Raw genomic sequence first — 22,025 nt, forward strand, 5'->3', positions numbered from 1 at the left:
GTGGCACCTCGCCCCAGTCACCACATAACGAAGAGGGACCATCCGGCCTCCGGCCAGACAGCCCCCCACCAAGATCTTCATCGGTCTTCTAGGGCCTGTTTCGAAAGTAGCGTCGTCTGCCCGAAGGGCAGGCCCGGCGGCGTCATGGGGGTCCCCCGCGCGAGCGCAGTCGAGCGTGCGATCGCAAGGCGGAGGGTCGCCCCGATACTGGTTGTATCGGGGCGATCGCGACAACGCGGCTGGGGGTCCCCCTCTGGGGGAGTGCGTGCCAGGCGTCGCCGGGCAGGCGGGACTTTCGAAACACGCCCTAGTGCTCCAGTCGTGGGGCCGCCCTTCTGGTGAAGTGCCTGCCGGCGTGGCCAGCCGAGGTCTGCCGCAGGCGCCCTGTGCTGGACGAAGCCACTCTGACCTGGCAGCCCGGTTCGGTTCGTCGGCGGGCGGCGACCTGACCCGGGGTGGAGTCCTTTAACGGACTGCCCACGCCGGTGGGCTGTGTCGACCATGCGCTCGGGTGTCATGGCGCCTACCTCTGACGCCAGAGCGCCTTTTCGTCTGCTCTGCGGCAACGCCGCATCTGTAGACGACTGTCGCGGTCAAGGATTACTGAGCGCGCGCCCAGCGCTATACATTCCTTATAGTCGCTGCTAACGTCCCTCGATACGGCGAAGGGGCCACTCGGTGGACGGTATTCCCTGGTTGCCGGTGCCGTGCGCGGCCACCGGTTCAGAGAGTGCTCGTGACTCCATGGGCCGTGTCGCCGAAGCGGAGCGCAACTGCTGAGGAGTTGGCCTCCGCGGTCGAGCCCAAGCCGGCCGCAGTGGCTGCCCATGCGACCCGCGCAAGGCCACCGACTGCTGCGGTCCTTCCCGAAAGGAATCTGCCGACATGTCTGACAATCCACTCGCCGCCACCCGCGCCGAGGTGACGGAATGGTTCTTTGAGGACTATCTGCCGCGCTGGATCGCCGTGGCCGCGGGCACGTCCGGCGAGGGACCCGAGTTCATTCACGACTACTGGGGCACTCCGTTGCACGTCACGGGGCTGGAACAGTCGTTCTGGTGCCTCGACGATGCGAGCGTGCTCGCCTTCCTGGACATGAACTACGCGCCTCTGCGGGAGGCGGGATACAGCCACACCGCGGTGCCCGATCGGCGTGTGATCGTCTACAACACCGTCGGTGCCGCGATCGAGGTGATCTGGTCGCGGCGCCGTGCCGACGAGAGCGAGATCCAGCGCTGGGCGGTGCAGTTCAGCATCGCCAAGTCCGACAAGGGCTGGCGCGTGGTCGGCATCCACTCGGCGGCGACCGACAAGGACAGCCTCGCTGAGATCTGGCCCGTCGAATCGGCTCTGGAAGAGGCGAGTCGTGGCTGAGAAGGTCTATCCGCCGCTGGTCATGCCCGACGGCGTGGGCCGTCAGAAAGTCACCGTGTGGAGCGACGGCATCGCGCTCGACGCGGACCTGTACCGACCGACGGCCGTCGCCACCGACGCCGCTCTGCCCGCCGTCGTGCTGTCTCACGGCTGGGGCGGCAGCAAACTCACCGCGGAACGCTACGCGGCCCTGTTCGCATCCGCCGGCATGATCACCCTGACCTTCACACAAGGCAGCTGGTTCGATTCGGGCTCCCCGCTGCAACTGGTCGGCGACGCCCCCGACCTCGATGACGGCAACCAGGCTCACGCCCAAGTGCGGTTCATCCGTGACCTCGTGGATCCGTTCGCCTGGACGGCGAACCTGCGCGCGGCGCTGGACTACATCGAAGGCGAGCCCAACGTCGACCCCGCCCGCATCGGACTGTGGGGCACCAGCTTCGGCGGAGGCATCGCCGTACATCTGGCCGCAGGCGACCCCCGCGTCAAGGCACTGGCCGTGCAGGTGGCCGCCATCGCCCCACTGAGCGGACCCGTCGCGCAACTCGCCCGCAAACGTGCCATCGACACCGCCCGCGGCGACACGGACCCGATTCCCCAGGGCGTCGATCCGTGGCCGAACATGGCGGGTACTCCGTACCTGGCGAAGCTGGCGCACTTCAACCCGCTCGCCCAGGTCGACCGGCTGCGGGCTCCCACCCTGATCATCGACGCCGGCGACGAGGAGATGTTCCCCATCGCCGACAACGGGGCCCGCGCGGCGGAGATCATCAAGAACACTCCCGGTGGTGTCGTCGACTACCAGGTCATTCCCGGCATCGACCACTACGGCATCTACTTCGACGGCTACGAGCCCGGCAGCCGGGCCGCCCTGGACTGGTGGGAGCGTCAGCTATGACGACACCATCCACTCGCGTTCTCACCGTGTCGACCACGCTGGGCCCGCTCCGCGTGCAGGATGCCGGTCCCGCCGACGGCCCCGTGGCCCTGCTGTGGCCGAGCTTGTTCAGCGACGGCAAGACCTGTTGGGGCACGCATCTGGCAGACCTGCACGAGCTCGGGTGGCGGACGCTGCTGGTCGACCCTCCCGGCACGGGCGGCAGCGCCCCGGCAACGCGGCGGTTCACCATGGAGGAGTGCGGTGAGGCCGCGCTTCAGGTGCTCGACGACGCAGCCGTCGACCGGGCTGCCCTTGTCGGACTGTCGTGGGGTGGTTTTGTGGCCCTGCGGGTCGCTCTCATCGCGCCGCAGCGTGTGACCGCCCTGGTCCTGTCCAACACCAGCGCCCGCGGTGTGGGCTTGTCCGAACGCCTCAGAGTCCGCATGACCGCCCTTCTCATCCGGACCGGAGTTCCGGGTGGCGTGGGCCGGCTGGTCGCGGCCGGGATGCTCAGCGACTACACCCGCCGCCACAACAGCGCCTTCGTTTCCAAGTTCGTGGAAAGGGTGAACCACCTCGACACCGCAGGGCTGGCCCGTGCCGCGCGGTCGGTGTTGGGCGACCGCAGTGACGTGGTCGATGTGCTGCACCGGATCACCGTCCCCACCCTGGTGATCGCCGGCGCCGAGGACAAGGCGTTGCCGCAGGCTCCCCATTCCGACGATCTGGTTCACCGCATCGTCGGCGCCCGACTCGAGGTGCTGCCGCGCGTCGCCCACCTGTCTCCCTGTGAGGAGCCCACCAAGGTGGCCACTCTGATCAGGGAATTCCTCGCACCGCTCGGATAGCGCCTTCGAGCAGTCTCGCGTCGGCCGTGAGTCCGGCAACACGACACAGCGCCTCACGGGGGCATCGAAAGGAACACACCAAGCATGGCTGAACTGACATACGACGTATACGTCAGCGACGGGGTCCCGCGAGCGCGGTCCGAGAGGCTGCCCGACGGCGGTCCGATCGTGTCGTCTCCGCTGGCCTCGACGCTGATCCTCGGGGAGCGGGAGGCCGTGCTGGTCGACCCGCCGTTCACCCGCGAACAGACACAGCAGGTCGGCGACTGGGTCGAGCGCTCGGGCAAGCGCCTGGCGTACATCTACGCCACGCATGGGCACGGCGACCACTGGTTCGGCACCGGCGAACTGCTGAAGCGGTTCCCCGGAGCCATTCCGTACGCCACCGAGGGCACCATCGAGATCATGCGGCGCAACGTCCAAGGGCGCGAGCCGTTCTGGGACGCGGACTTCCCCGGCCTCATTCCCGACTCCCCGCTCGTCTACCGGCCGGTCCCCGCGGACGGGTTCACGTTGGAGGGGCACCGGATCGAGGCGGTCGAGGTCGGCCACACCGACACCGACGACACGACCGTGCTGCACGTCCCCTCGATCGGCCTGATCGTCGGAGGCGACGTCGTCTACAACGGCGTACACCAGATGCTGCTGGAGACCCCTGGCGGCGGCTTTGAGTCATGGCTGGCGGCGCTCGACGTCCTCGACTCGCTCAACCCCCGTTCCGTGGTCGCCGGGCACAAGAATCGTGACCTGCCCGACGATCCGGCCATCATCGACGAGACCCGCCAGTACCTGCGCGACGCGCAGCGCCTGCTCGCCGAGAAGCCCACCCCGCAGCAGTTCTTCGACGAGATCACCGCCCGCTATTCCGACCGGCTCAACATCGGCCCTGTCTGGTACGGCGCGCACGGCCTCCTCGGAGTTCCCTTGCCCGCGGTGACCGCAGGCGATGCCAATCAGGCGAGCGAATAGGGGCGGCCGGTGACACAGCCCAATGAGCCAACCGGCCGGGTCGGAGCGCCCTCGTCAGGCTTCGACGTGTTCCGCAGCGCGTTCGTGGAGGCCGTCGGGCTGCGCTTCACCGAGGTCACGGAGAAACGGGTGCGGGGCGAGATGCTGCTGGGCGCCGAACACCACACACCCTGGGGAGTGGTGCACGGCGGGGTCTACACGGCCGCCGTGGAATCCGCCGCCACCGTCGGTGCGTCGGCGGCGGTGGCTGATCGCGACCAGGTCGCCGTAGGAGTGGCCAACAGTACGGACTTCCTCCGGCCGATCACCGCCGGGACGGTCGAGGTGCTGGCCGAAGCGATCCAGCAGGGGCGCAGCCAGCAACTGTGGCAGGTGGCCGTCACCAGCGCCGAGACCGGCAAGCTCATCGCCCGCGGACAGGTGCGGCTGGCCAATGTCCCGGCCGCAGAACTCCCGAACACCTTGGGGCAGCACTCATGACAACGAATTCTTCTGCCTTCGCCGCCTTCGGCCGGATTCCGGCGGGCCTTGACGTATCAGCAGCGTTCGCGACCACGCTGGAAACTCCGGAGCACATCCGCATCGCCGAAGAACTCGGCTACCGGCGTGCGTGGCTGTACGACACACCGCAGCAGAGCCCGGACGTGTGGATGTGCCTGGCGCTGGCCGCCGAGCGCACCCATCGCATCGGGCTCGGGCCCGGCGTTCTCGTACCGGCGCTGCGCCACCCGATGGTCAACGCCAGTGGGGCCGCGGCCCTCGAAAGCCTGGCACCCGGGCGGGTCGCCGTGGCCTTCGGCACCGGCTACACCAGCCGTCGGGCGATGGGGCAACAGCCCGTCTCCTGGGCGTACCTGTCCCGCTACGTCAAGACGTTCCGCGCGCTCCTCCGTGGCGAAACGGTCGAGTGGGAGGGGGGCCGGCTCCGCATGCTGCACACCGCCGAATCGCTCCCGAGCACTCTGGACACCATCCCTGTCTACATCGGAGCGATCGGCCCCAAGGGAATGGAGATCACTGCGTCACTCGGGGACGGTCTGTTCGTCGTCGGCGGCGTCCCCGACCAGGCCAGAGACTTTGAGAAAGTCTCCTACCTGACCCTTGGGTCGGTGCTGGAAGACGGGGAACCCCTCAACAGTGAGAGACTGCGCGCGGCCGCAGGACCCGGACTGGCGCAGGTGTTCCACGTCTCCTACGAACTCGGCGGCGAGGAAGCCGTCAAGGCGCTGCCCGGAGGACCGGAGTGGCTGGCCGTGATCCAGGAGACACCGGAGGACCGGCGCCACCTCGCGGTGCACAACGGGCACCTGCTGCACCTGAACGACGCCGATACCGCTGCCTGGAACGCCGGCGCCCACACGCTGGTCGAGCACGTCACCCTCACCGGCACAGCCGGCGACGTCCTGGCCAAGGTCCATGACCTGGCGGCGAACGGCGTCACCGAGATCATGTACCAACCCGCCGGCGACATCCGCCGTGAGCTCGAAGCCTTCGCCGACGCAGTGGGCATACGGCGATGATGGCCACGTGCGAGTCAGGCTAGGCGTCGGTGTACAAGTCCTATAGCGAAGAGTTGCCAAGCCGTACAGTGGAAGCATGACAACCGCAAGGACATACGGCCAGATGTGCCCGCTCGCCCGTTCCATGGACGTTCTCGGTGAGCGTTGGACCCTGTTGATCGTGCGCGAGCTGTTGCTCGGACCCAAGCGTTTCAAGGATCTCGTCGACATACTCCCGGCCCTCGGACCGAATCGGCTGACCACGCGGCTGCGCGGCCTGGAAGACGCCGGGGTCGTTCAGCGGACCACCCTGCCGCCTCCCGCAGGAGTGGCCGTGTACGAGCTCACCGAGAGAGGTGAGGGGCTTCGGGAGCCGCTCACCTCTCTCGGCCGGTGGGGCCTGGGCCTCCCGCCGTCTCCGGACATCGACCCGAAGACCACCCGAGTGGATCTCATCGCCCTCAGCGTGTCCAGCGTTGTCGCGCCGGACAAGCTCGTCGGTCTCAAGGAGATCTACGAGATGCACGTGGGCAGAGAGACGTTTCATGTCGAGATCGCCGATGGCCGGATGCGGACAAGGAGCGGTCGCGCACCCGTTCGTCCCGACCTTGAGGTCGCCTGCCGGGCGCGGACCTTCCTCAAACTGATTCTCGGCGGCACGCGGGCGGTCGACGCTGTCCAGTCGGGAGATCTGCAGGTGGCCGTCGGGTCGCAAGAACTGGTCGAGCGTGCCTTCGACCTGATGTCCGGTACAGAGATCGATTATCCGGTGTACCTAGGGGTCTAGCGCGCGAGCGCCCTTGTCGCCGGAGTGTGAAGGAGCGATGCATGAGCTTTCACCCGGCGACACCCGCCCTATCATTCGAGCCGTTGAGTCCTGTCTCGTTCCTGGACCGGTCCGCTGCGGTGTTTCCCGAGCGCACGGCTGTGATCGACGGAGGCCGGCGCTTCACCTACGCCGAGTTGCGCGACCGGTGCCGCCGGCTCGCCGGCGTCCTGGCCCCGTTGGCGAACGGCCGCCCGGTCGCCGTACTGGCACCCAACACGCACGTCATGCTCGAGGCGCACTACGGCGTCCCGTGGGCCGGTGCGCCCCTGCTCACGATCAACACCCGCCTCTCCGCCCCCGAGGTGCGCTACATCCTCGAGCACTCGGAGAGCGCGGTGCTCCTGCTGGACCCGCAGTTCGACGAACTCGTGGCCGCGGCGATCGCGGGTATGCCCGACCCGCCCGTGATCGTGCGCGCGGGCCCGGGCGACGACGGCGCCTACGAACGACTCCTCGCGGCGGCTGTGCCCACGGCCGTTCTCCTGTCCGACGAGCGAGCGCTGCTGTCCCTCAACTACACCTCCGGAACGACCGGCCGCCCCAAGGGCGTCATGTACCACCACCGCGGCGCCTACCTCCAGGCTCTCGCGATGGTCACACACACCCAACTGAGCGCATCCTCGGCGTACTTGTGGACCCTGCCGATGTTCCACTGCAACGGCTGGTCCTTCCCTTGGGCGGTCACCGCAGTCGGCGGCACCCACGTATGTCTGCCCAAAGTGGAGGCCTCCGAGATCTGGCGGCACATCCAGAGTGAACACGTCACCCACCTGTGCGGTGCCCCCGCCGTGCTCTCCATGGTGGTGAACGCCCCGGAGGCCGCCCGCGTCCCGGACGGCGTCATCCGCTTCCTCACCGGCGGAGCGCCACCGAGCCCCACCCTGCTCGCCGCCGCGGAAGCACTGCGTTTCGACGTCACCCACCTGTACGGACTGACGGAGACGTTCGGGCCTGCGGTGTTGTGCGACTGGCACCCCGAATGGAACAGCCTCGACGCCGCGGAGCAGTCCAGACTCCGCGCCCGGCAGGGCGTGGCCAACGTCATCGGCCTCACCGCCCGGGTGGTCGCCGGTGAGAGGGACGTCCCCGCGGACGGCACCACGATCGGTGAGATCCGACTGCGTGGCAACAACCTCATGCTGGGCTACTTCAAGGACGACGCCGCGACCGCCGCGGCCGCACCGGACGGTTGGTTCCGCACCGGCGACCTCGGCGTACGTCACCCCGACGGGTACATCGAGCTGAGGGACCGCAGCAAGGACGTCATCATCTCCGGCGGAGAGAACATCACCTCGATCGAGGTCGAGCAGGCCATCGCCAGCCACCCGGCGGTCCTCGAGGCCGCCGTCGTCGGCGCCCCGGACGAACGTTGGGGTGAGGTGCCGGTCGCGTATGTCGTGCTGCGGCCGGATGCACTCGCCACCGAGCAGGACATCGTCGACCACGTCAAATCCCGCATCGCGCGATTCAAGGCGCCCAAGCGGGTCGTCTTCGGGGAACTGCCCCGCACCTCCACCGGGAAGATCCAGAAGTACCTGCTCCGTGAAGGCGAGCGGGTCGCCTCCGACGACCGAAGCTTCTGAAGCAGACAGCACGGGACGGCTGCTTCCGTCCCGGCATGCCGCAGCCCACATACGACGCCGGCCACTTCGGCTCCTTGACCGGATGGCACTTCACCCAGGACAGGTATTTCGCCATGAATTTCGCTTCGTTGCCCGACCGCCGCGCCGAACTCGACCCTGACGGACATTCGGTCTCCGACGGGCGTCAGTCGCTGACCAACACTCAGTTCCTGCACCGTGTCCGAGGGGCAGCACGCCACCTCCAGGACCTTGGGATCGGGTCCGGTGACGTCGTGGCCCTCAAGCTGACGAACCGCGTCGAGTTCGTGATCCTGGTGTTCGCGTCCTGGCGGCTCGGTGCCACGGTCACGCCGGTCAATCCGAAGCTGAACGACGCCGAGGTCGGGCGACAGCTGAAGGACTCCGGCGCACGCCTGGTCGTGGTCGAGGACGGCACGACCGCTGTAGGCGGCATCACCACGCTCGCCGTCGCCGACCTGCGCGAAGAGAGCGCGAAGAGAGACCGCGCGGTAGATCCGGACCCGTCCGCACTGGCCTTGCTCATCTACACCAGCGGCACGACCGGGGTTCCGAAGGGCGTGATGCTCGACCACGCCAACATCGACGCCATGACCGACATGGCGCGCACGGCACTCGAGTTGGGGCCGGCCGATCGGAGCCTGCTGATCCTGCCCCTCTTCCACGTCAACGGCGTCGTGGTCGGCGTGCTCACGCCGCTGCTTGCGGGCGCCGGCGTGGTCATCGCGGACCGGTTCGACCCCCACACCTTCTTCGACGTCGTCGAGCGCGTGCGCCCCACCTTCTTCAGCGCCGTTCCCACCATCTACAACATGCTCGCGGCCCTGCCGGACGCCGTGCGGCCCGACACCTCGTCCGTGCGGTTCGGTATCTGTGGCTCGGCACCCGCCGCCGCTGAACTGCTGATTCGGTTCGAGGCCCGGTACGGGTTCCCGCTCATAGAGGGATATGGGCTGTCCGAGACCACCTGTGCCTGCACCGTCAACCCCATCGCCGGCCCCCGACGTGCCGGGACGGTGGGGCTTCCCTTCCCGAGGCAGGAGATTCGCGTCGTCGATGAGAGCGGCACCGCGCAGGGACCGGGAGAGAACGGTGAGATCCTCGTCCGGGGCGCCAACATCATGCGCGGCTATCTGGGCCGCCCGGACGAAACAGCCCGGACCGTCGTCGACGGGTGGCTGCACACCGGTGATGTCGGCCACCTCGACGCCGATGGGTATCTGACCCTGGTCGGGCGGTCGAAGGACATCATCATCCGCGGCGGGGAGAACATCTATCCCAAGGAGATCGAGGACGTCCTGGCCGGCGATCCGTCCGTCCTCGAGGTGGCCGTGATCGGTGTACCCGACGAGAAGTGGGGAGAGGTCGTCGTCGCCTACGTGCAGCCGCGACCCGGTCGGACGGTCGATCCGGCAGTGCTGGAGGCGCTCTGTGCGCGCAGTCTCAGCGGCTACAAGCGGCCGATCTCCTACTTCGTCGAGGAGGCCATCCCCAAGAACGCGGTAGGCAAGATCGACAAGATCGCGGTGCGGGCGGCACACGCCGCGGCGACAGCTGACGCCTGACGCGCTTGGTGCGGATCACGCGCGCCGGTGCTCTGTGCCGCCGACGGCGCGCAGGAGGAAGGGCAGCAGACGGTCGGCCGTCTCTGCGGCGTGTGCCGCGTCCACCTCGTCCGGCATCAGCGGGGTGAGGAAGAACCTGCTCATCATGGGGCCGATCACCAGGTCGCCGAGGAGGTCGGAGTTTTCGACAGGTGAGATCTCACCCCGGGCCACCGCGCGGTGCACGATCTCCACCGCAAGTTGGCGCACGGGCGTCACGAAGCTGCTGGTGAGCGCCTCGGCCAGAGGCACGTTGTGCGCGGCCTCGGCGATCAGGGACCGCAGCACCCCTCCCTCCTTCCCGGTCATGGAGGCGGCCTTGTCCCGGAGCAGAGCGCGCAGGTCCCCTTCGAGGGTGCCGGTCTCCGTGGCCGCCGTGAGTTCCTGGGCGTAGGCCGCGGCGGCGGCGACGACCAGGAGCTCCTTGGAGGGCCAGCGGCGGTAGAGGGTGGCGGTGGACACTCCGGCGCGGGCGGCCACGGCGGCGGTGGTCAGCCCGCCGTAGCCGCTCTCGCCCAGGACGGCCAGCGTCGCGTCCAGCAGCGCACGGTCCCGGGTGGCGTCGCGAGGGCGCCCCCGGCGCGCCGGCGCCCCGGTCATCGGCCTGCTCCCGCGGCCCTGCGGGAGGCGTCGGCGCCGATGCGCCGGAAGACGTGGTCGGGCAGCGGCTCGACGGGTTCGGGATGCGTGGGAGAGGTCACACAGCAAAGCTTACACTTAAAAAACGAAGTGGCTTCGTTTCGTATATGCTCGTCCACATGAGCCAAGACACCTATGTGAACGTCGACCCCACGGCAGATCACGCGACGGAAACCGTGACCCGGCTGCGTGCCACCTTCCAGACCGGTCACACCAAGCCCCTGGCCTGGCGGAAGCAGCAGCTGCGAGCGCTGCGCACTCTGCTGACCGAGCACCAGGAGGTCTTCGAGCAGGCGCTGCACACCGACCTCGGCAAGAGCGCGACCGAGTCGTACGTCATGGAGATCGGCTTCCTCGTCGCGGAGATCGACCACACCCTGCGCCACCTCGACCGGTGGCTGCGCCCGAGCAGGGTCTCCGTGCCGCTGTCACTCATGCCGGCCCGCGCCTCGACGGTACGCGAGCCGCTGGGCACGGTGCTGATCATCGCTCCCTGGAACTATCCGCTCAACCTGGCCCTGGCCCCTCTGATCGGTGCGCTGGCCGCCGGGAACTGCGTCGTCCTCAAGCCCAGCGAGGTCGCCCCGGCGACCTCGGCCGTGCTCGCCCACTGGCTGCCCCGGGTCCTGGACCCGCAGGCCGTGGCCGTCGTCGAGGGAGGCGTGCCGGAGACGACCGCCCTGCTGGACCAGCGCTTCGACCACATCTTCTACACCGGCAACGGCACGGTCGGGCGCATCGTCATGGCCGCCGCGGCCCGCCACCTCACCCCGGTCACCCTGGAGCTGGGCGGCAAGAGCCCCGCCCTGGTCGAACCCGGCGCCGACCTCGCGACGGCCGCCCGCCGCATCGCCTGGGGCAAGTTCATGAACGCGGGTCAGACCTGCGTCGCACCTGACTACGTACTCGCCATAGGCCAGGCGGGCGTCGAGATGGAGGCGCACCTGACCGATGCGATCCGCGAGATGTACGGCCCCGATCCGGCCCGCAGTCCCGACTACGGCAACATCATCAACGAGCGCCACTTCGACCGGCTGGCCGGCCTGCTGACCGACGGTCGGACCGTCGTCGGCGGCGACCACGACCGCGGCGCCCGCTACATCGCCCCCACCGTCCTGGCCGACGTCGACCCAGACTCGGCAGTGATGCGCGAGGAGATCTTCGGTCCCATCCTGCCCATCGTCCGCGTCCCCGACCTGGACGCCGCGATCGCCTTCATCACCGGGCGCGACAAGCCGCTGGCCCTGTACGCCTTCACCGCGTCCAAGGACTCCAAGCGGCGGCTGATCGCGGAGACCTCCTCCGGCGGCCTGGCCTTCGGTGTCCCGACCGCCCAGCTCGCCGTGCCGGGACTGCCCTTCGGGGGCGTCGGCGAGAGCGGCATGGGCCGCTACCACGGCTCGCACTCCCTGGACACCTTCAGCCACACCAAGTCCGTTCTGGACAAGCCGCTGCAGCCCGACACGCTGCGCGTGACCTATCCGCCCTACACCCGCCGCAAGGACCGCATACTGCGACGGATCATGTGAGCCGGGCGGGCGACGAGTCGCGATGCCGTCCAGGACTGCACGAGGCCTTGAGCCTCACATCCACCACGTAAACGAAACCACCGGCCGGCCGACACCGCGGAACACGGCGGGCCCCGCTCTCGCGGGAGCGGGCCCGAGGGCCGGCGAAAGGATCACCGATGCGACCTGACCGTGCGGAAGCCTTCCGCCTGGAGCGCGCCGAGTGGCTGCGCTTCTGCGGCGAACTGGACGAGAAGGAATGGAGGGCGGCGAGCGCTGCGGCCGGGTGGAGCGTGCAGGATGTGGTGGCGCACGTCGCCGCCACGTGCCGCTCGTTCTTCACGCCCTCCGTAGTGACCATGATGCGCATGAGGGACCTCGAGCGAACCAACGACCTGTTCGTCGACCAGCGCCGCGGCCAGCCCGTTTCACGGACGCTCGCCGAGTACGAACGCTGGAGCCGGATGATCGGCGTGGCCGCCCGGCTGCCCCTCGACTGGATGCGTCTGCCGATGGCCGAACTCGGCTGGTACCCGGGCGGGATGATGATCGCCGGCGCGATGACGTTCGACCATCACACCCACCTGCGCCACGACATCGCTCCCGCGCTGGGACGGCCGGTTCCGGGCGCCGACGCGAACCGGATGGCCGTGGTGCTGGAGTGGATGTTCGCCGTCCTGAGGAACCAGCTGAAGTCGGCGCGGCCGGAGTGGTTCGACCGTCCCGTCACGATCGAGCTGGAGGGGCCGGGCGGGGGCGTCTGGACCGTGGGCCCGGGCGCCGTGGTGAAGGCCGGACCGTCGGACAAGCCGACCGCCACGATCACCGGACGGGCCGTCGATTTCCCGGAATGGTCCACCCACCGCGCCGACTGGCGCCATCGGGACCTGCGGATCTCCGGCGACGCCGACTACTCCGCCCGGTTCCTGGACTTCGTGAGGGTGGTGTGAGCGTCTGCCCCTGACCCGGCAGTTGATCAGGCTCGGGAGCCGGCCCATGCGGGGAGCCTCCCGTGAGGCCGAGTGAGGAGATGGATCCGAGTCGATGCTTCTCGAGCCCTTCTCCCCGTAGCTCTTTGCAGAAACTGGAGTTCGTCATGGATGGGTTTCATCCCTTCCGCGTGTTGCGGGCCCGCGGCCTGTGGATCGTCAACGGCGCCATCGCGGGCACCCTGGCCCTGCTGTTCGCGGTCCTCTATATCGGCGCCAACGTCGATCCGGTGGGCCACCTGCACAAGCTGCCCGTAGGCCTCGTCAACGCCGACAAGGGGACGACCGTCGACGGGAGACAGGTCAACCTGGGGGCGCAGGCTACCCGGTCGATCACGACCTTTACCGCCGGCGGAGACAAGATCGAGTGGAAGGTGATGGACGAGAAGGAGATGAAGGAGGAACTCGGCCAGGGCAAGCTCTTCGGAGCGCTCGTCGTGCCCGGTGACTTCACCTCCTCCACCGTCGCGCTGACCAGCACCGCGGCCGACGGGAAACCGGTTCGCCCGCAGCTCACGGTGTTGACCAACCAGTCCGCCGGCAGCCTGGGGTCCAGCATCGCGCGGTCGGCGGCGACGGGGGCGGCCGCTGACGTCTCACGCCAGGTGGGCAGGGAGTTGACTGCGCAGACTGCGGCGGAGCAGACGAAGCTGACCGCTGCGGCGCGTCTCCTGCTGGCCGACCCGGCAGCCGTCACTGTGGAGGAAGGGCATCCACTGGACCCGCACAGCGGCTTCGGCCTGACGGCGTTCTACTACGCGCTTGTTCTCGTGGTCTGCGGCATGCTGTCCGCCAACGTGATCAGCGGCCAGGTGGACCAGGTCCTTGGCTATGCCAAGAACGAGATGGGGCCACTTCGCATAGACCGCCCAGTGATCCGTGCGACCCGGGTGCAGACGCTCGCCATCAGCAGCACCCTCATGGTCGGCCTCTCGCTGCTCATGGGCAGCCTGGTGCTGACGGGCGCCGTCGGCCTCATGGGCATGGACGCCTCGCACCTGTCGTTGCTGTGGCTGTACTCGGTATGCGCGATCGCGGTCGTCGGGATCGGCGCGCTCACCCTGCTCGCTGTCTTCGGCACGCCAGGCATGCTGCTTGTCGCGCTGATCTTCATCGCTATGGCCGTGCCGACGGCAGGCGCCACCACGCCGATCGAGGCGCTGCCCGGCTTCTACCGCTTCCTCGCGGAGTTCGAGCCGCTTCGGCAGATCACCGACGGCGTGCGCTCGATCCTCTACTACGGCGCACAAGGCGACGCGGGCCTGACCCGGGGCTGGGCCATGATGGCCGTCGGCCTCGCACTGGCCGCACTGTTCGGTTTCGGCGTGACCGGCTGGTACGACCGTAAGGGGCTGCACCGCATCCCTTCAGGCGAAGGCAAACCGACCCGGGTCGCGGTCCCGGCGGCATGACCGATTACCGGTCGGGGAAGCGCTGCCAGCTTCCGTTCTCGGGCGTAGTCGCGCGCTGGTTGGGCGTCGACTCAGGCGGTATGGATGACCTGTTCGGCCCATATGGTCTTGCCTGCGCGCGTATGGCGAGTGCCCCACCGCTCGGTGAGCTGGGCGACCAGGAGCAGTCCGCGGCCGCCCTCGTCGCTCAGCCGGGCCCTGCGCAGGTGGGGGCTGGTACCGCTGCCGTCGGAGACCTCGCAGGTGAGTGTCCGGTCCTTGATGAGTCGCAGTCGGATCGGGCCGGTGCCGTAGCGGATGGCGTTCGTGACCAGCTCGCTGACGACGAGTTCTGTGACGAAGGAGGCATCCTCGAGCCCCCACTCGGTGAGACGCTCGCAGGTGTGTTTGCGTGCCTCGGCCACGATCGCAGGGTCGCTGGGCAGGTCCCAGGAAACCAGGCTCTCCGGGCGGAGGGTCCGGGTTCGGATCAGCAGCAGGGCGACGTCATCGCCGTCAGCCGGGTGGTGTTGGCTGTCCAGGACCGTGTCGCAGAGGGCTTCGAGCGAGGGTTCCGGCCGGGCGAGTGCCTGGCACAGCCTGCGGTTGCCTTCGTCGAGGTCGTGACGGCGACTTTCGATGAGGCCGTCGGTGAACAGAGCCAGGAGGCTTCCTTCGGGCACTGTGAACTCCGCCGCTTCGAAGGGCAGGCTCCCCAGTCCGAGGGGAGGGCCGGCAGGCAGGTCGACGACGCGCGCAGTTCCGTCCGATCCCACCAGGATCGGGGCCGGGTGACCGGCGCGGGCCAGCGAGCAGGTGCCGGAGACGGGGTCGTAGACGGCGTACAGGCAGGTGGCCCCGATGTCTCCCGGGATCTCCGACTCCGAGGGGTCGGAGGCGTCATCGATGTCCCCTGGGGGCCCGGAGTGGGTCACGATGTCGTCGAGGTGGGTGAGGAGCTCTTCAGGCGCCAGGTCGATGTCGGCGAGGGTGCGCACCGCTGTGCGCAGGCGGCCCATGGTGGCTGAGGCGCTGATGCCGTGGCCTACGACGTCGCCGACGACGAGGCCGACGCGCGCGCCGGGGAGTGGGATCACGTCGAACCAGTCGCCGCCCACCCCGGAACTGCCGCCCGCAGGAACATAACGGGACGCTGTCTCGACGGCAGGGTGGAGAGTTGGCCCCCGGGGCAGCAGGGATCGCTGGAGGGCCAGCGCGATGCCGCGCTCGTGGGTGAACCGACGGGCGTTGTCCAGACAGACGGCGACCCTGGCCACCAGGTCCTCGATGACGGTCCGGTCATCGGGGCCGAAGGGGTCCGGGGAGCCCGAGCCTCTGAGGAAAAGGGCAGCCCCGAGGATCACGCCGCGCGCCCGGATGGGCACAGCGAGCACGGAATGCGTCGCGAAGGCGCGGGCATAAGCCGCATGCACGGGGTCCTCGCCAAGCCACCGAACGATGTCGGGGTCCGTGGCGTCGCCAAGGACCGGACGGCCGTTGGCCTGGCAACGGGCGACGGGAGACGACTGCGGATGAGTGTGGATGGCGCCGACGCCCAGCACTGCGTCGGGCGGGAGCGGACCGGTGCCCCCCTGCGCCGCCCGTCGCAGCGAGACAGGTCCCGCATGGGGGACGGGGCCGGGGAGCGCACCACGGAAGACGTCGTCCAGCAGATCGACGCTGACGAAGTCGGCGAAGCGGGACACCGTCACCGTCACGTCGACGAGTTCCTGGCTGGTGCCCGTCACATCCAGGCTCGCGCCGATGCGCGTCCGGGCCTCGCTCAGCAGGGCCATGCGCTCGCGGCTGTGGTGCTGCTCGGAGTAGTCGCTCGCCACCAGACCCACCGCGTGCACCCCGCCGTTCGCGTCCTTGAGAGGGAAGACGTCCACGGCCCAGGCGTGTGCTCTGGGTTCACGCGGAAACGCGTCGAAGAGCTCGGTGTACTCCGGCTCCCCGGTCTCACCGACCCGGAGGATCCGCCGCTCCGCCTCCTCGAACCCCGCACCTCGGAGGAACTCTGTGGGACGCCGACCGCGGACTTCGCTCTGAACGAAGCCGACCGCCCGCCGGGTGGCCTCGTTCGCCCACAGCAACCGCGCCTCACGGTCGTAGATCGAGAGGGACGGGGACTGCTGCTCCAGCATCCACCACATGAGGTCCTGCAGCTTCCCCGTCCCCGGTGACGGCACGGTTGTCACGAGGAAGTGCTGTTGCTGTGTCGTGCTGAGCAGTGGGCTCAGGTGGGCCCTCGTATCCAGCAGGCTGCCGTCGCGATGCCGGAACGTCGCGCCGTCGGCGGAGAAGAGGCGGTCCAAAGGGCGGCCGATGATTTCCGCGGGGGTGTACCCCAGAAGTTCCTGGGCCTCGCGGCTCCAGTAGGCCACACATCCGTTCCCGTCCGTCACGGCTATGGTGACGGACTCTTCGACGTGGGCCCCATCCGGCTGACGTGCGTGTCGGTCGGGTGGCCCGCTGGTGCGATGCATGGCGCACCGGCCCTCCTGCCTTGTGCCGAGGCACTGTCCACGATCGTCTCAGAAGCGGCCGAGGGCAAGCCGAGACGGGTGCCTTACGCCCACCAGCCCGCCCTGGTGCGGTTCAGCCCTGCAGTCCTACGCCGCGCAGCAGCGTGTCGACGATGAGAGTGGCAAGTACGTCCGCGTTCTTTCGACCCTGGTCCGGGTCCTGGTCCGCGCCGCTCCCGTGCAGGGCCTCGTCGACGAGGGCGTAGTAGACCCGCCGTACCCATACAAGATCCGCGTCCGGGGCGAGGAGTCCCTCGCGCTGCGCCCGGGCCAAGAACTCGAGGGCGCCGTCGTTGATCTCGGACCAGATCATTGCGGTCAGCACCTCCGACACCTGACCCGTGACCGCCATCGGCCCGGTGGTCAAGAAGGGCACCGCTTGAGTGGGTCTGTGAGCCGAGCAGACGGTCTGGCTCGTAGCCTGCCGCTACACCGCCCGCGACGCACGACGCCCCTGACAGCCTTCGGAATCGCCTGACTACTGTAAAGATCACAAAGGATCGACAAGGAGCAGTTACGGAGCGGGAGTCAGTGCGCACTGCTTTCGGAATTGTGCATCCAGTGCGCATCTCGCACCTGCAGTGCGCACTGACCCGCGGATCCTATGCCTGTGGTCAGACGGCCGTCGCCGGGTACGTCGGGTACTCCACCCCGGAGACGTGCTGGACGACGCGGACGACCTGGCAGGAGTAGCCGAACTCGTTGTCGTACCAGAGGTAGAGGATCGCGTTGTCGCCGTCGACCTTGGTGGCGCCGGCGTCGATGATCGAGGCGTGGCGCGAGCCGATGAAGTCCATCGAGACCGCGTCCGGCGCCGTGGTGAAGTCGATCTGGCGCTTCAGCGGCGAGGTCAGCGACACCTCGCGCAGGTACTCGAGGACCTCGTCGCGGCTCGTCTCCCGGCCCAGGCGCAGGCTGAGGATCGCGATCGACACGTCCGGCACCGGGACCCGGATCGAGCTGCCGGTGATCGGCGCCTTGAGGTCGGGCAGCGCCTTGGCGACGGCCGACGCGGCGCCGGTCTCGGTGATGACCATGTTCAGCGGCGCAGAACGACCGCGACGGTCCGCCTTGTGATAGTTGTCCAGCAGGTTCTGGTCGTTGGTGAACGAGTGGACGGTCTCCACGTGGCCGCGCAGCACGCCGTACTCGTCGGCCATCGCCTTCAGCGGCGGGACGATCGCGTTGGTGGTGCAGGACGCGCAGGACAGGATCTGCTCGTCCGGCTTGATGGTGTCGTGGTTGACGCCGTGCACGATGTTCGGCACGTCGCCCTTGCCGGGCGCGGTGAGCACCACCTTGTCGACACCCGGCCGGAGGTGCTTGGAGAGGCCCTCGCGGTCGCGCCACTTGCCGGTGTTGTCGATGAGGATGGCGTTGCTGATGCCGTACGCCGTGTAGTCGACTTCCGTCGGGTCGTCGGCGTAGATCACCGTGATCTCGTTGCCATTGGCGATGATCTTGTTGTTGGCCTCGTCGACCGTGATCGTGCCCTGGAACTGACCGTGGACGGAGTCGCGGCGCAGCAGCGAGGCGCGCTTCACCAGGTCCTGGTCGCCGCCGCCGCGCACCACGACGGCGCGCAGCCGCAGGCCGTTGCCGGAGCCGGACTTCTCGATGAGCAGACGGGCCACGAGGCGGCCGATGCGGCCGAAGCCGTAGAGCACGACGTCGCGCGGCTCCCGACGGTCGATCTTGTTCGCGCCGGTGGCGCCGGCCACGGCCTCGGCGGTGAAGTCGACCACCGACAGACCGCGGTCGTCGGCCCGGTAGGTCGCGGCGAGCATGCCGATGTCGATCTGCGACGGTCCGAGGTCGAGGGTGGCAAGGGCCTGGAGGAAGGGCAGCGTCTCGGTGACCGAGAGCTCCTCGCCCGCGATCTGCCGGGCGAACCGGTGGGTCTTGAGGATGCTGACCACCGACTTGTTCACCAGGGAGCGGCTGTGCAGCAGGATCGTCACGTCCCGCTCGCGGTGCAGCTTCCCGATCATCGGGATCATCGACTCCGCGATCTCCTCGCGGTTCTTCCAGTCAGTGAACGAATCGTCGTTGAGCGTCACGGGCCTATCTTTCGAGCTAGGTGGCGCTCATATGCTAACCCCCGGGTTATTCGATCATTCAAGCGGGCCGGTGCTCAGGTGTGCAGGACGGCCGGGGCGGGCGCCTCGGCGGGGGAATGGAGAGGTGTCCGCCCCGACCGCCGGTCAGGGGAGGGAGGGGGGTGTCAGGGCCGAATGCCCATCGCGGCAAGGGAGTTGAAAAGCGTGCCGTAGGCCAGGAACGCCGTGGTCCCGTTCGCGTCGGCCCCGAAGGGGGAGGTGCGCCGTCAGGTGCACCGTCTCCCACAGCCGCTGCCGGTCGGTGCGGGCCGCCCTCGCCGGCGGCGGGATCGTCCGCCGCGGCGACACGGGTCCGCAGCCGCATGCCCAGCGTCTCGGGGCTCTCCGTGCTCAGCCGCGCGTACGCCTGCGCCATCGCGTGCAGGGCCTCGCCATCGGTCAGCCGTTCGGCCGCCTCCGCGAGGGCGCGGCGGCGGTGAACAGCGCCCCCCACGAGCCGGGCCGGCACCTCCGTGGAGGCGCCGTGGAAGCCCGTCCGCGCGGAACCCTGCGACCGCCGCGCGGACGACGCTCTCGCGCCCCTCCTGCGCAGTCGTCCGCACCGTTCAGACCTCTTCGGGGGCCTCTTGGCGGCGCGGGATGCCCAGGGCGCACAGTGCACCGGCGAACACCACCGCGACGCCCACCCACACCGCCGGACGCAGCCCGTCCACGAACGCCTGCGGCCCCTGCGTGCTGCCGTGCGCGACGAACACCGTGCTCAGTACGGCGATCCCGAGCGCGCCGCCGATCTCACGGACCGTGGTGTTGGCGCCGGACGCCTTGCCCGCGTGACTCTTGGCCACCGAGCCGAGCACCACCGCCGCCGTCGGCGCGAACACGAAGCCCATGCCGATGCCGGCCACGATCATCGGGCCCACCAGCGACGAGTACTCCGTGTCGACGTCGGCGACCAGATTGATCCAGCCCAGGCCGACGCCCTGCAGGAACAGGCCGAGGGCCATCAGCCGGCCACCGCCCACCTTGTCGGTGAGCAGACCCGCCACGGGGGCGACGAACATCGGCATCAGCGTCCAGGCCAGGGTGCGCACACCGGCCTCCAGCGGGGTGCGCGGCGGCACGATCTGGAGGTACTGGGCCAGCAGGAACAGCGAGCCGAAGACGCCGAAGTACATGGTCGCCGACACGATGTTGGTGAGGGTGAAGGCCCGCACCCTGTAGAACGACAGCGGCAGCATCGGCTCGGGGACCCGTGACTCCCACACGACGAACACGGCCAGCAGCACCGCGCCCGCCACGAACGCGCCCAGCACCTTCGCCGAGGTCCAGCCGTCCGGCTCGCCGTGCACGATCGCCCACACCACCGCGCACAGGCCGGCCGCCGCCAGCACCATGCCGACCAGGTCGAGCCGGACGCCGGGCAGCGAGCTCTCCCGCAGGGCGAACAACACCAGCGGGATCGCGATCACACACACCGGCACGTTGATCCAGAAGATCCACCGCCAGTCCAGACCGTCGACCACCGCGCCGCCCACCACCGGGCCCATCGCCACGGCCAGACCGCTCACGCCGGACCACACGCCCAGCGCCATCCCGCGCAGCCGGTCCGGCACCGCCTGGGACAACAGGGTCAGCGACAGCGGCATCACGGCCGCCGCGCCGAAGCCCTGGATCGTACGGAAGGTGATCAACTGGGCGCTGGTGTCGGATAGTCCGCAGCCGATGGAGGCCAGCGTGAAGACGGCGATGCCGACGACGAAGACCATCCGCCGCCCGAACCGGTCGCCGAGCGCGGCGCCGGTCATGAGAAGGCAGGCGAAGCTCAGCACGTAGGCGTTGACGAACCACTGCAGTTCCTGGGTGTTCGCCTCCAGGTCCACGGCCAGGGTGTGCAGGGCGGTGGAGACGACGAGGTTGTCGAGCGCGACCATGAACATCGGCACGCTCGCCGCGACGATCGCGAGCCAGAGCGGTATGCGCCGGCCCCCTGCCTCGGGGGCGGCGGCGGCCGGTTCGTCGAGGACCGGGCTTTCTTCGGACAGCGTCATGGCGGGGGACTCTCCTAGGCGTGGGGTCTCAGGCACCGGTGCGTTCCTGCTCGGCGAGGCGGCGCCGGGCGTCCTTCCAGTCGATGGGCAGGTCCGCGGCGGGGACCTGCCAGAACGTGAAGACCGAGTCCTTCATCGTGGGCCGGAGCCCGTTCATGATCGACCGGTGCGGCTCGGTTTTCGCGTACGTGTAGAGCGCGTCCTTGTCCTCCCAGGCCGACAGGGTCCAGAAGGTGCGCTTGAGGGGCTGGGCGATCAGGGAGGCTCCGTATGCGCCGGGCGCGCCGGACACCTGCTTCCACGCGGCCAGCGACTTCAGGAAGAAGCGCGGCACGTCGCTGAGCGAGCGGACCTCCAGTCGGGACGCCATGACGAACGCCTCGGTGTCGGGTGCGGGGGTGCTGACGGTGGTCCAGCGCAGGGTGGGCATGGCTGATGCCTTCTCTCCGGCGGCGCGAGGGAATATTGGATACCTCTACTATCTATGTTAGACAGTAGAGGTATCCAGTTTTCAGTGCAAGGCCGAACGACCGAACCGGAGCCGAACCGCATGCGAATCTCCGAGTTGAGCCGCCTCAGTGGCGTCTCCGTGACGACGATCAAGTACTACCTCCGCGAGGGCCTGCTCCCGCCCGGCCGCCAGACGGCCGCCACCCAGGCCGAGTACGACGACCAGCACCTGCGCCGACTCCGCCTGATCCGAGCCCTGACCGGCGTACGCGGTCTGTCGGTCAGCACCACCCGGGAGGTGCTCGACGCCCTCGCGGGGCACACGGGGGACACCCACCGTCTGCTGGGCGTCGCCCTGGGCGCCATCCGGGTGGGCGAGGCGGCCTCCGACGACGCATCGGAGGCTGCCGAAGTCGAGGCGCTGGTCAAGGAGTTGGGCTGGGACGTGCACGCGTCGGCGCCCGCCCGGGCCGCCCTCGCCGAGACCCTCGGCTCCCTGCGCGCCCTCGGCGTCCCGCTCGGCTGGCGGACCCTTCTGCCGTACGCGCAGCTCGCCGAACGCACCGCGGTCCTCGACCTCGACCAACTCGCCGGCCTCGACGACCCGTTGGAGGCCGCCGAGCGCGCCCTGCTGCTGACCGTCCTCCTGGAGCCCGCCCTGTTGGCACTCAGGCGCATGGCCCAGGAAAACGAATCAGCCCGCCGCCACGCTCCCTAGGCCGTGTCTTCAATTGATCTTGAGTAGTGGATCATGGTCGTGTGATACGTCGCCATGAACTGTCTGATCAGGAGTGGGAGTTCCTCCGTC

19 protein-coding genes are annotated in these 22,025 nt (G+C 68.9%); 13 read left to right on the forward strand and 6 right to left on the reverse strand.

From position 1 onward, the window contains the following. The first annotated feature begins 885 nt into the window (after nucleotides 1-885). From ACIBAF_RS46685 to ACIBAF_RS46725, 9 genes are all read left to right on the forward strand, one after another. Nucleotides 886-1,374, forward strand: coding sequence for a hypothetical protein (locus ACIBAF_RS46685; protein ID WP_399472492.1), 489 nt, complete (start codon nucleotides 886-888; stop codon nucleotides 1,372-1,374). After that, complete coding sequence (locus ACIBAF_RS46690; RefSeq protein ID WP_399472495.1) at nucleotides 1,367-2,272, forward strand: alpha/beta hydrolase; 906 nt, start codon at nucleotides 1,367-1,369, stop codon at nucleotides 2,270-2,272. The genes ACIBAF_RS46685 and ACIBAF_RS46690 overlap by 8 nt, the downstream gene beginning before the upstream one ends. Continuing rightward, nucleotides 2,269-3,102: an alpha/beta fold hydrolase gene (locus tag ACIBAF_RS46695; RefSeq protein WP_399472497.1), complete on the forward strand. Its 834-nt coding sequence runs from the start codon at nucleotides 2,269-2,271 to the stop codon at nucleotides 3,100-3,102. Before ACIBAF_RS46690 ends, ACIBAF_RS46695 begins: the two co-directional genes overlap by 4 nt. 84 nt (nucleotides 3,103-3,186) lie before the next feature. Next, nucleotides 3,187-4,071 (forward strand): MBL fold metallo-hydrolase, encoded by an 885-nt coding sequence (locus ACIBAF_RS46700; RefSeq protein ID WP_399472499.1) that lies wholly within the window; start codon nucleotides 3,187-3,189, stop codon nucleotides 4,069-4,071. 9 nt (nucleotides 4,072-4,080) lie between these two features. Continuing rightward, nucleotides 4,081-4,551 carry a PaaI family thioesterase gene (locus tag ACIBAF_RS46705; protein ID WP_399472501.1) on the forward strand — a complete coding sequence of 157 codons (471 nt, stop codon included), beginning with the start codon at nucleotides 4,081-4,083 and terminating at the stop codon, nucleotides 4,549-4,551. Next, nucleotides 4,548-5,591 carry an LLM class flavin-dependent oxidoreductase gene (locus tag ACIBAF_RS46710; RefSeq protein ID WP_399472503.1) on the forward strand — a complete coding sequence of 348 codons (1,044 nt, stop codon included), beginning with the start codon at nucleotides 4,548-4,550 and terminating at the stop codon, nucleotides 5,589-5,591. Before ACIBAF_RS46705 ends, ACIBAF_RS46710 begins: the two co-directional genes overlap by 4 nt. Nucleotides 5,592-5,667: 76 nt before the next feature. Beyond that, nucleotides 5,668-6,357, forward strand: coding sequence for a winged helix-turn-helix transcriptional regulator (locus tag ACIBAF_RS46715; protein WP_399472505.1), 690 nt, complete (start codon nucleotides 5,668-5,670; stop codon nucleotides 6,355-6,357). Between the two features lie 41 nt (nucleotides 6,358-6,398). Then, complete coding sequence (locus ACIBAF_RS46720; protein WP_399472507.1) at nucleotides 6,399-7,982, forward strand: acyl--CoA ligase family protein; 1,584 nt, start codon at nucleotides 6,399-6,401, stop codon at nucleotides 7,980-7,982. A 35-nt stretch (nucleotides 7,983-8,017) separates the two neighbouring features. Next, on the forward strand, nucleotides 8,018-9,565 hold the full coding sequence (locus ACIBAF_RS46725; protein WP_399472509.1) for a class I adenylate-forming enzyme family protein: 1,548 nt from the start codon (nucleotides 8,018-8,020) through the stop codon (nucleotides 9,563-9,565). A 15-nt stretch (nucleotides 9,566-9,580) separates the two neighbouring features. Here ACIBAF_RS46725 and ACIBAF_RS46730 read toward each other — a convergent pair whose 3' ends face one another. Beyond that, on the reverse strand, nucleotides 9,581-10,204 hold the full coding sequence (locus tag ACIBAF_RS46730) for a TetR/AcrR family transcriptional regulator (RefSeq protein ID WP_399472511.1): 624 nt from the start codon (nucleotides 10,202-10,204) through the stop codon (nucleotides 9,581-9,583). A 158-nt stretch (nucleotides 10,205-10,362) separates the two neighbouring features. Here ACIBAF_RS46730 and ACIBAF_RS46735 point away from each other — a divergent pair, with 158 nt between their 5' ends. The 3 genes from ACIBAF_RS46735 to ACIBAF_RS46745 all read left to right on the forward strand — a co-directional run bounded on the left by ACIBAF_RS46735 (nucleotide 10,363) and on the right by ACIBAF_RS46745 (nucleotide 14,152). Then, nucleotides 10,363-11,772: an aldehyde dehydrogenase family protein gene (locus ACIBAF_RS46735; RefSeq protein WP_399472513.1), complete on the forward strand. Its 1,410-nt coding sequence runs from the start codon at nucleotides 10,363-10,365 to the stop codon at nucleotides 11,770-11,772. A gap of 158 nt (nucleotides 11,773-11,930) precedes the next feature. Further along, nucleotides 11,931-12,701 carry a maleylpyruvate isomerase N-terminal domain-containing protein gene (locus tag ACIBAF_RS46740; protein ID WP_399472515.1) on the forward strand — a complete coding sequence of 257 codons (771 nt, stop codon included), beginning with the start codon at nucleotides 11,931-11,933 and terminating at the stop codon, nucleotides 12,699-12,701. A gap of 146 nt (nucleotides 12,702-12,847) precedes the next feature. After that, nucleotides 12,848-14,152 (forward strand): DUF3533 domain-containing protein, encoded by a 1,305-nt coding sequence (locus ACIBAF_RS46745; RefSeq protein WP_399472529.1) that lies wholly within the window; start codon nucleotides 12,848-12,850, stop codon nucleotides 14,150-14,152. Nucleotides 14,153-14,223: 71 nt separating this feature from the next. Here ACIBAF_RS46745 and ACIBAF_RS46750 read toward each other — a convergent pair whose 3' ends face one another. From ACIBAF_RS46750 to ACIBAF_RS46770, 5 genes are all read right to left on the reverse strand, one after another. Beyond that, complete coding sequence (locus ACIBAF_RS46750) at nucleotides 14,224-16,620, reverse strand: SpoIIE family protein phosphatase (protein WP_399472518.1); 2,397 nt, start codon at nucleotides 16,618-16,620, stop codon at nucleotides 14,224-14,226. Between the two features lie 112 nt (nucleotides 16,621-16,732). Further along, nucleotides 16,733-17,035 carry a hypothetical protein gene (locus ACIBAF_RS46755; RefSeq protein WP_399472520.1) on the reverse strand — a complete coding sequence of 101 codons (303 nt, stop codon included), beginning with the start codon at nucleotides 17,033-17,035 and terminating at the stop codon, nucleotides 16,733-16,735. Between the two features lie 238 nt (nucleotides 17,036-17,273). Beyond that, a complete protein-coding gene (locus ACIBAF_RS46760) occupies nucleotides 17,274-18,719 on the reverse strand; it encodes a glyceraldehyde-3-phosphate dehydrogenase (RefSeq protein ID WP_399472522.1) in 1,446 nt (481 codons plus the stop codon). 605 nt (nucleotides 18,720-19,324) lie between these two features. Then, complete coding sequence (locus ACIBAF_RS46765; RefSeq protein ID WP_399472524.1) at nucleotides 19,325-20,767, reverse strand: MFS transporter; 1,443 nt, start codon at nucleotides 20,765-20,767, stop codon at nucleotides 19,325-19,327. 28 nt (nucleotides 20,768-20,795) lie between these two features. Further along, nucleotides 20,796-21,197: a DUF3291 domain-containing protein gene (locus tag ACIBAF_RS46770; protein WP_399472526.1), complete on the reverse strand. Its 402-nt coding sequence runs from the start codon at nucleotides 21,195-21,197 to the stop codon at nucleotides 20,796-20,798. A 120-nt stretch (nucleotides 21,198-21,317) separates the two neighbouring features. On the opposite strand from ACIBAF_RS46770, the gene ACIBAF_RS46775 reads away from it, so the two are divergent. Beyond that, nucleotides 21,318-21,935, forward strand: coding sequence for a MerR family transcriptional regulator (locus tag ACIBAF_RS46775; RefSeq protein WP_399472527.1), 618 nt, complete (start codon nucleotides 21,318-21,320; stop codon nucleotides 21,933-21,935). Nucleotides 21,936-22,025: the final 90 nt, after the last annotated feature.

This window comes from Streptomyces sp. NPDC051677 (assembly GCF_044453465.1).
Classification (GTDB): domain Bacteria; phylum Actinomycetota; class Actinomycetes; order Streptomycetales; family Streptomycetaceae; genus Streptomyces.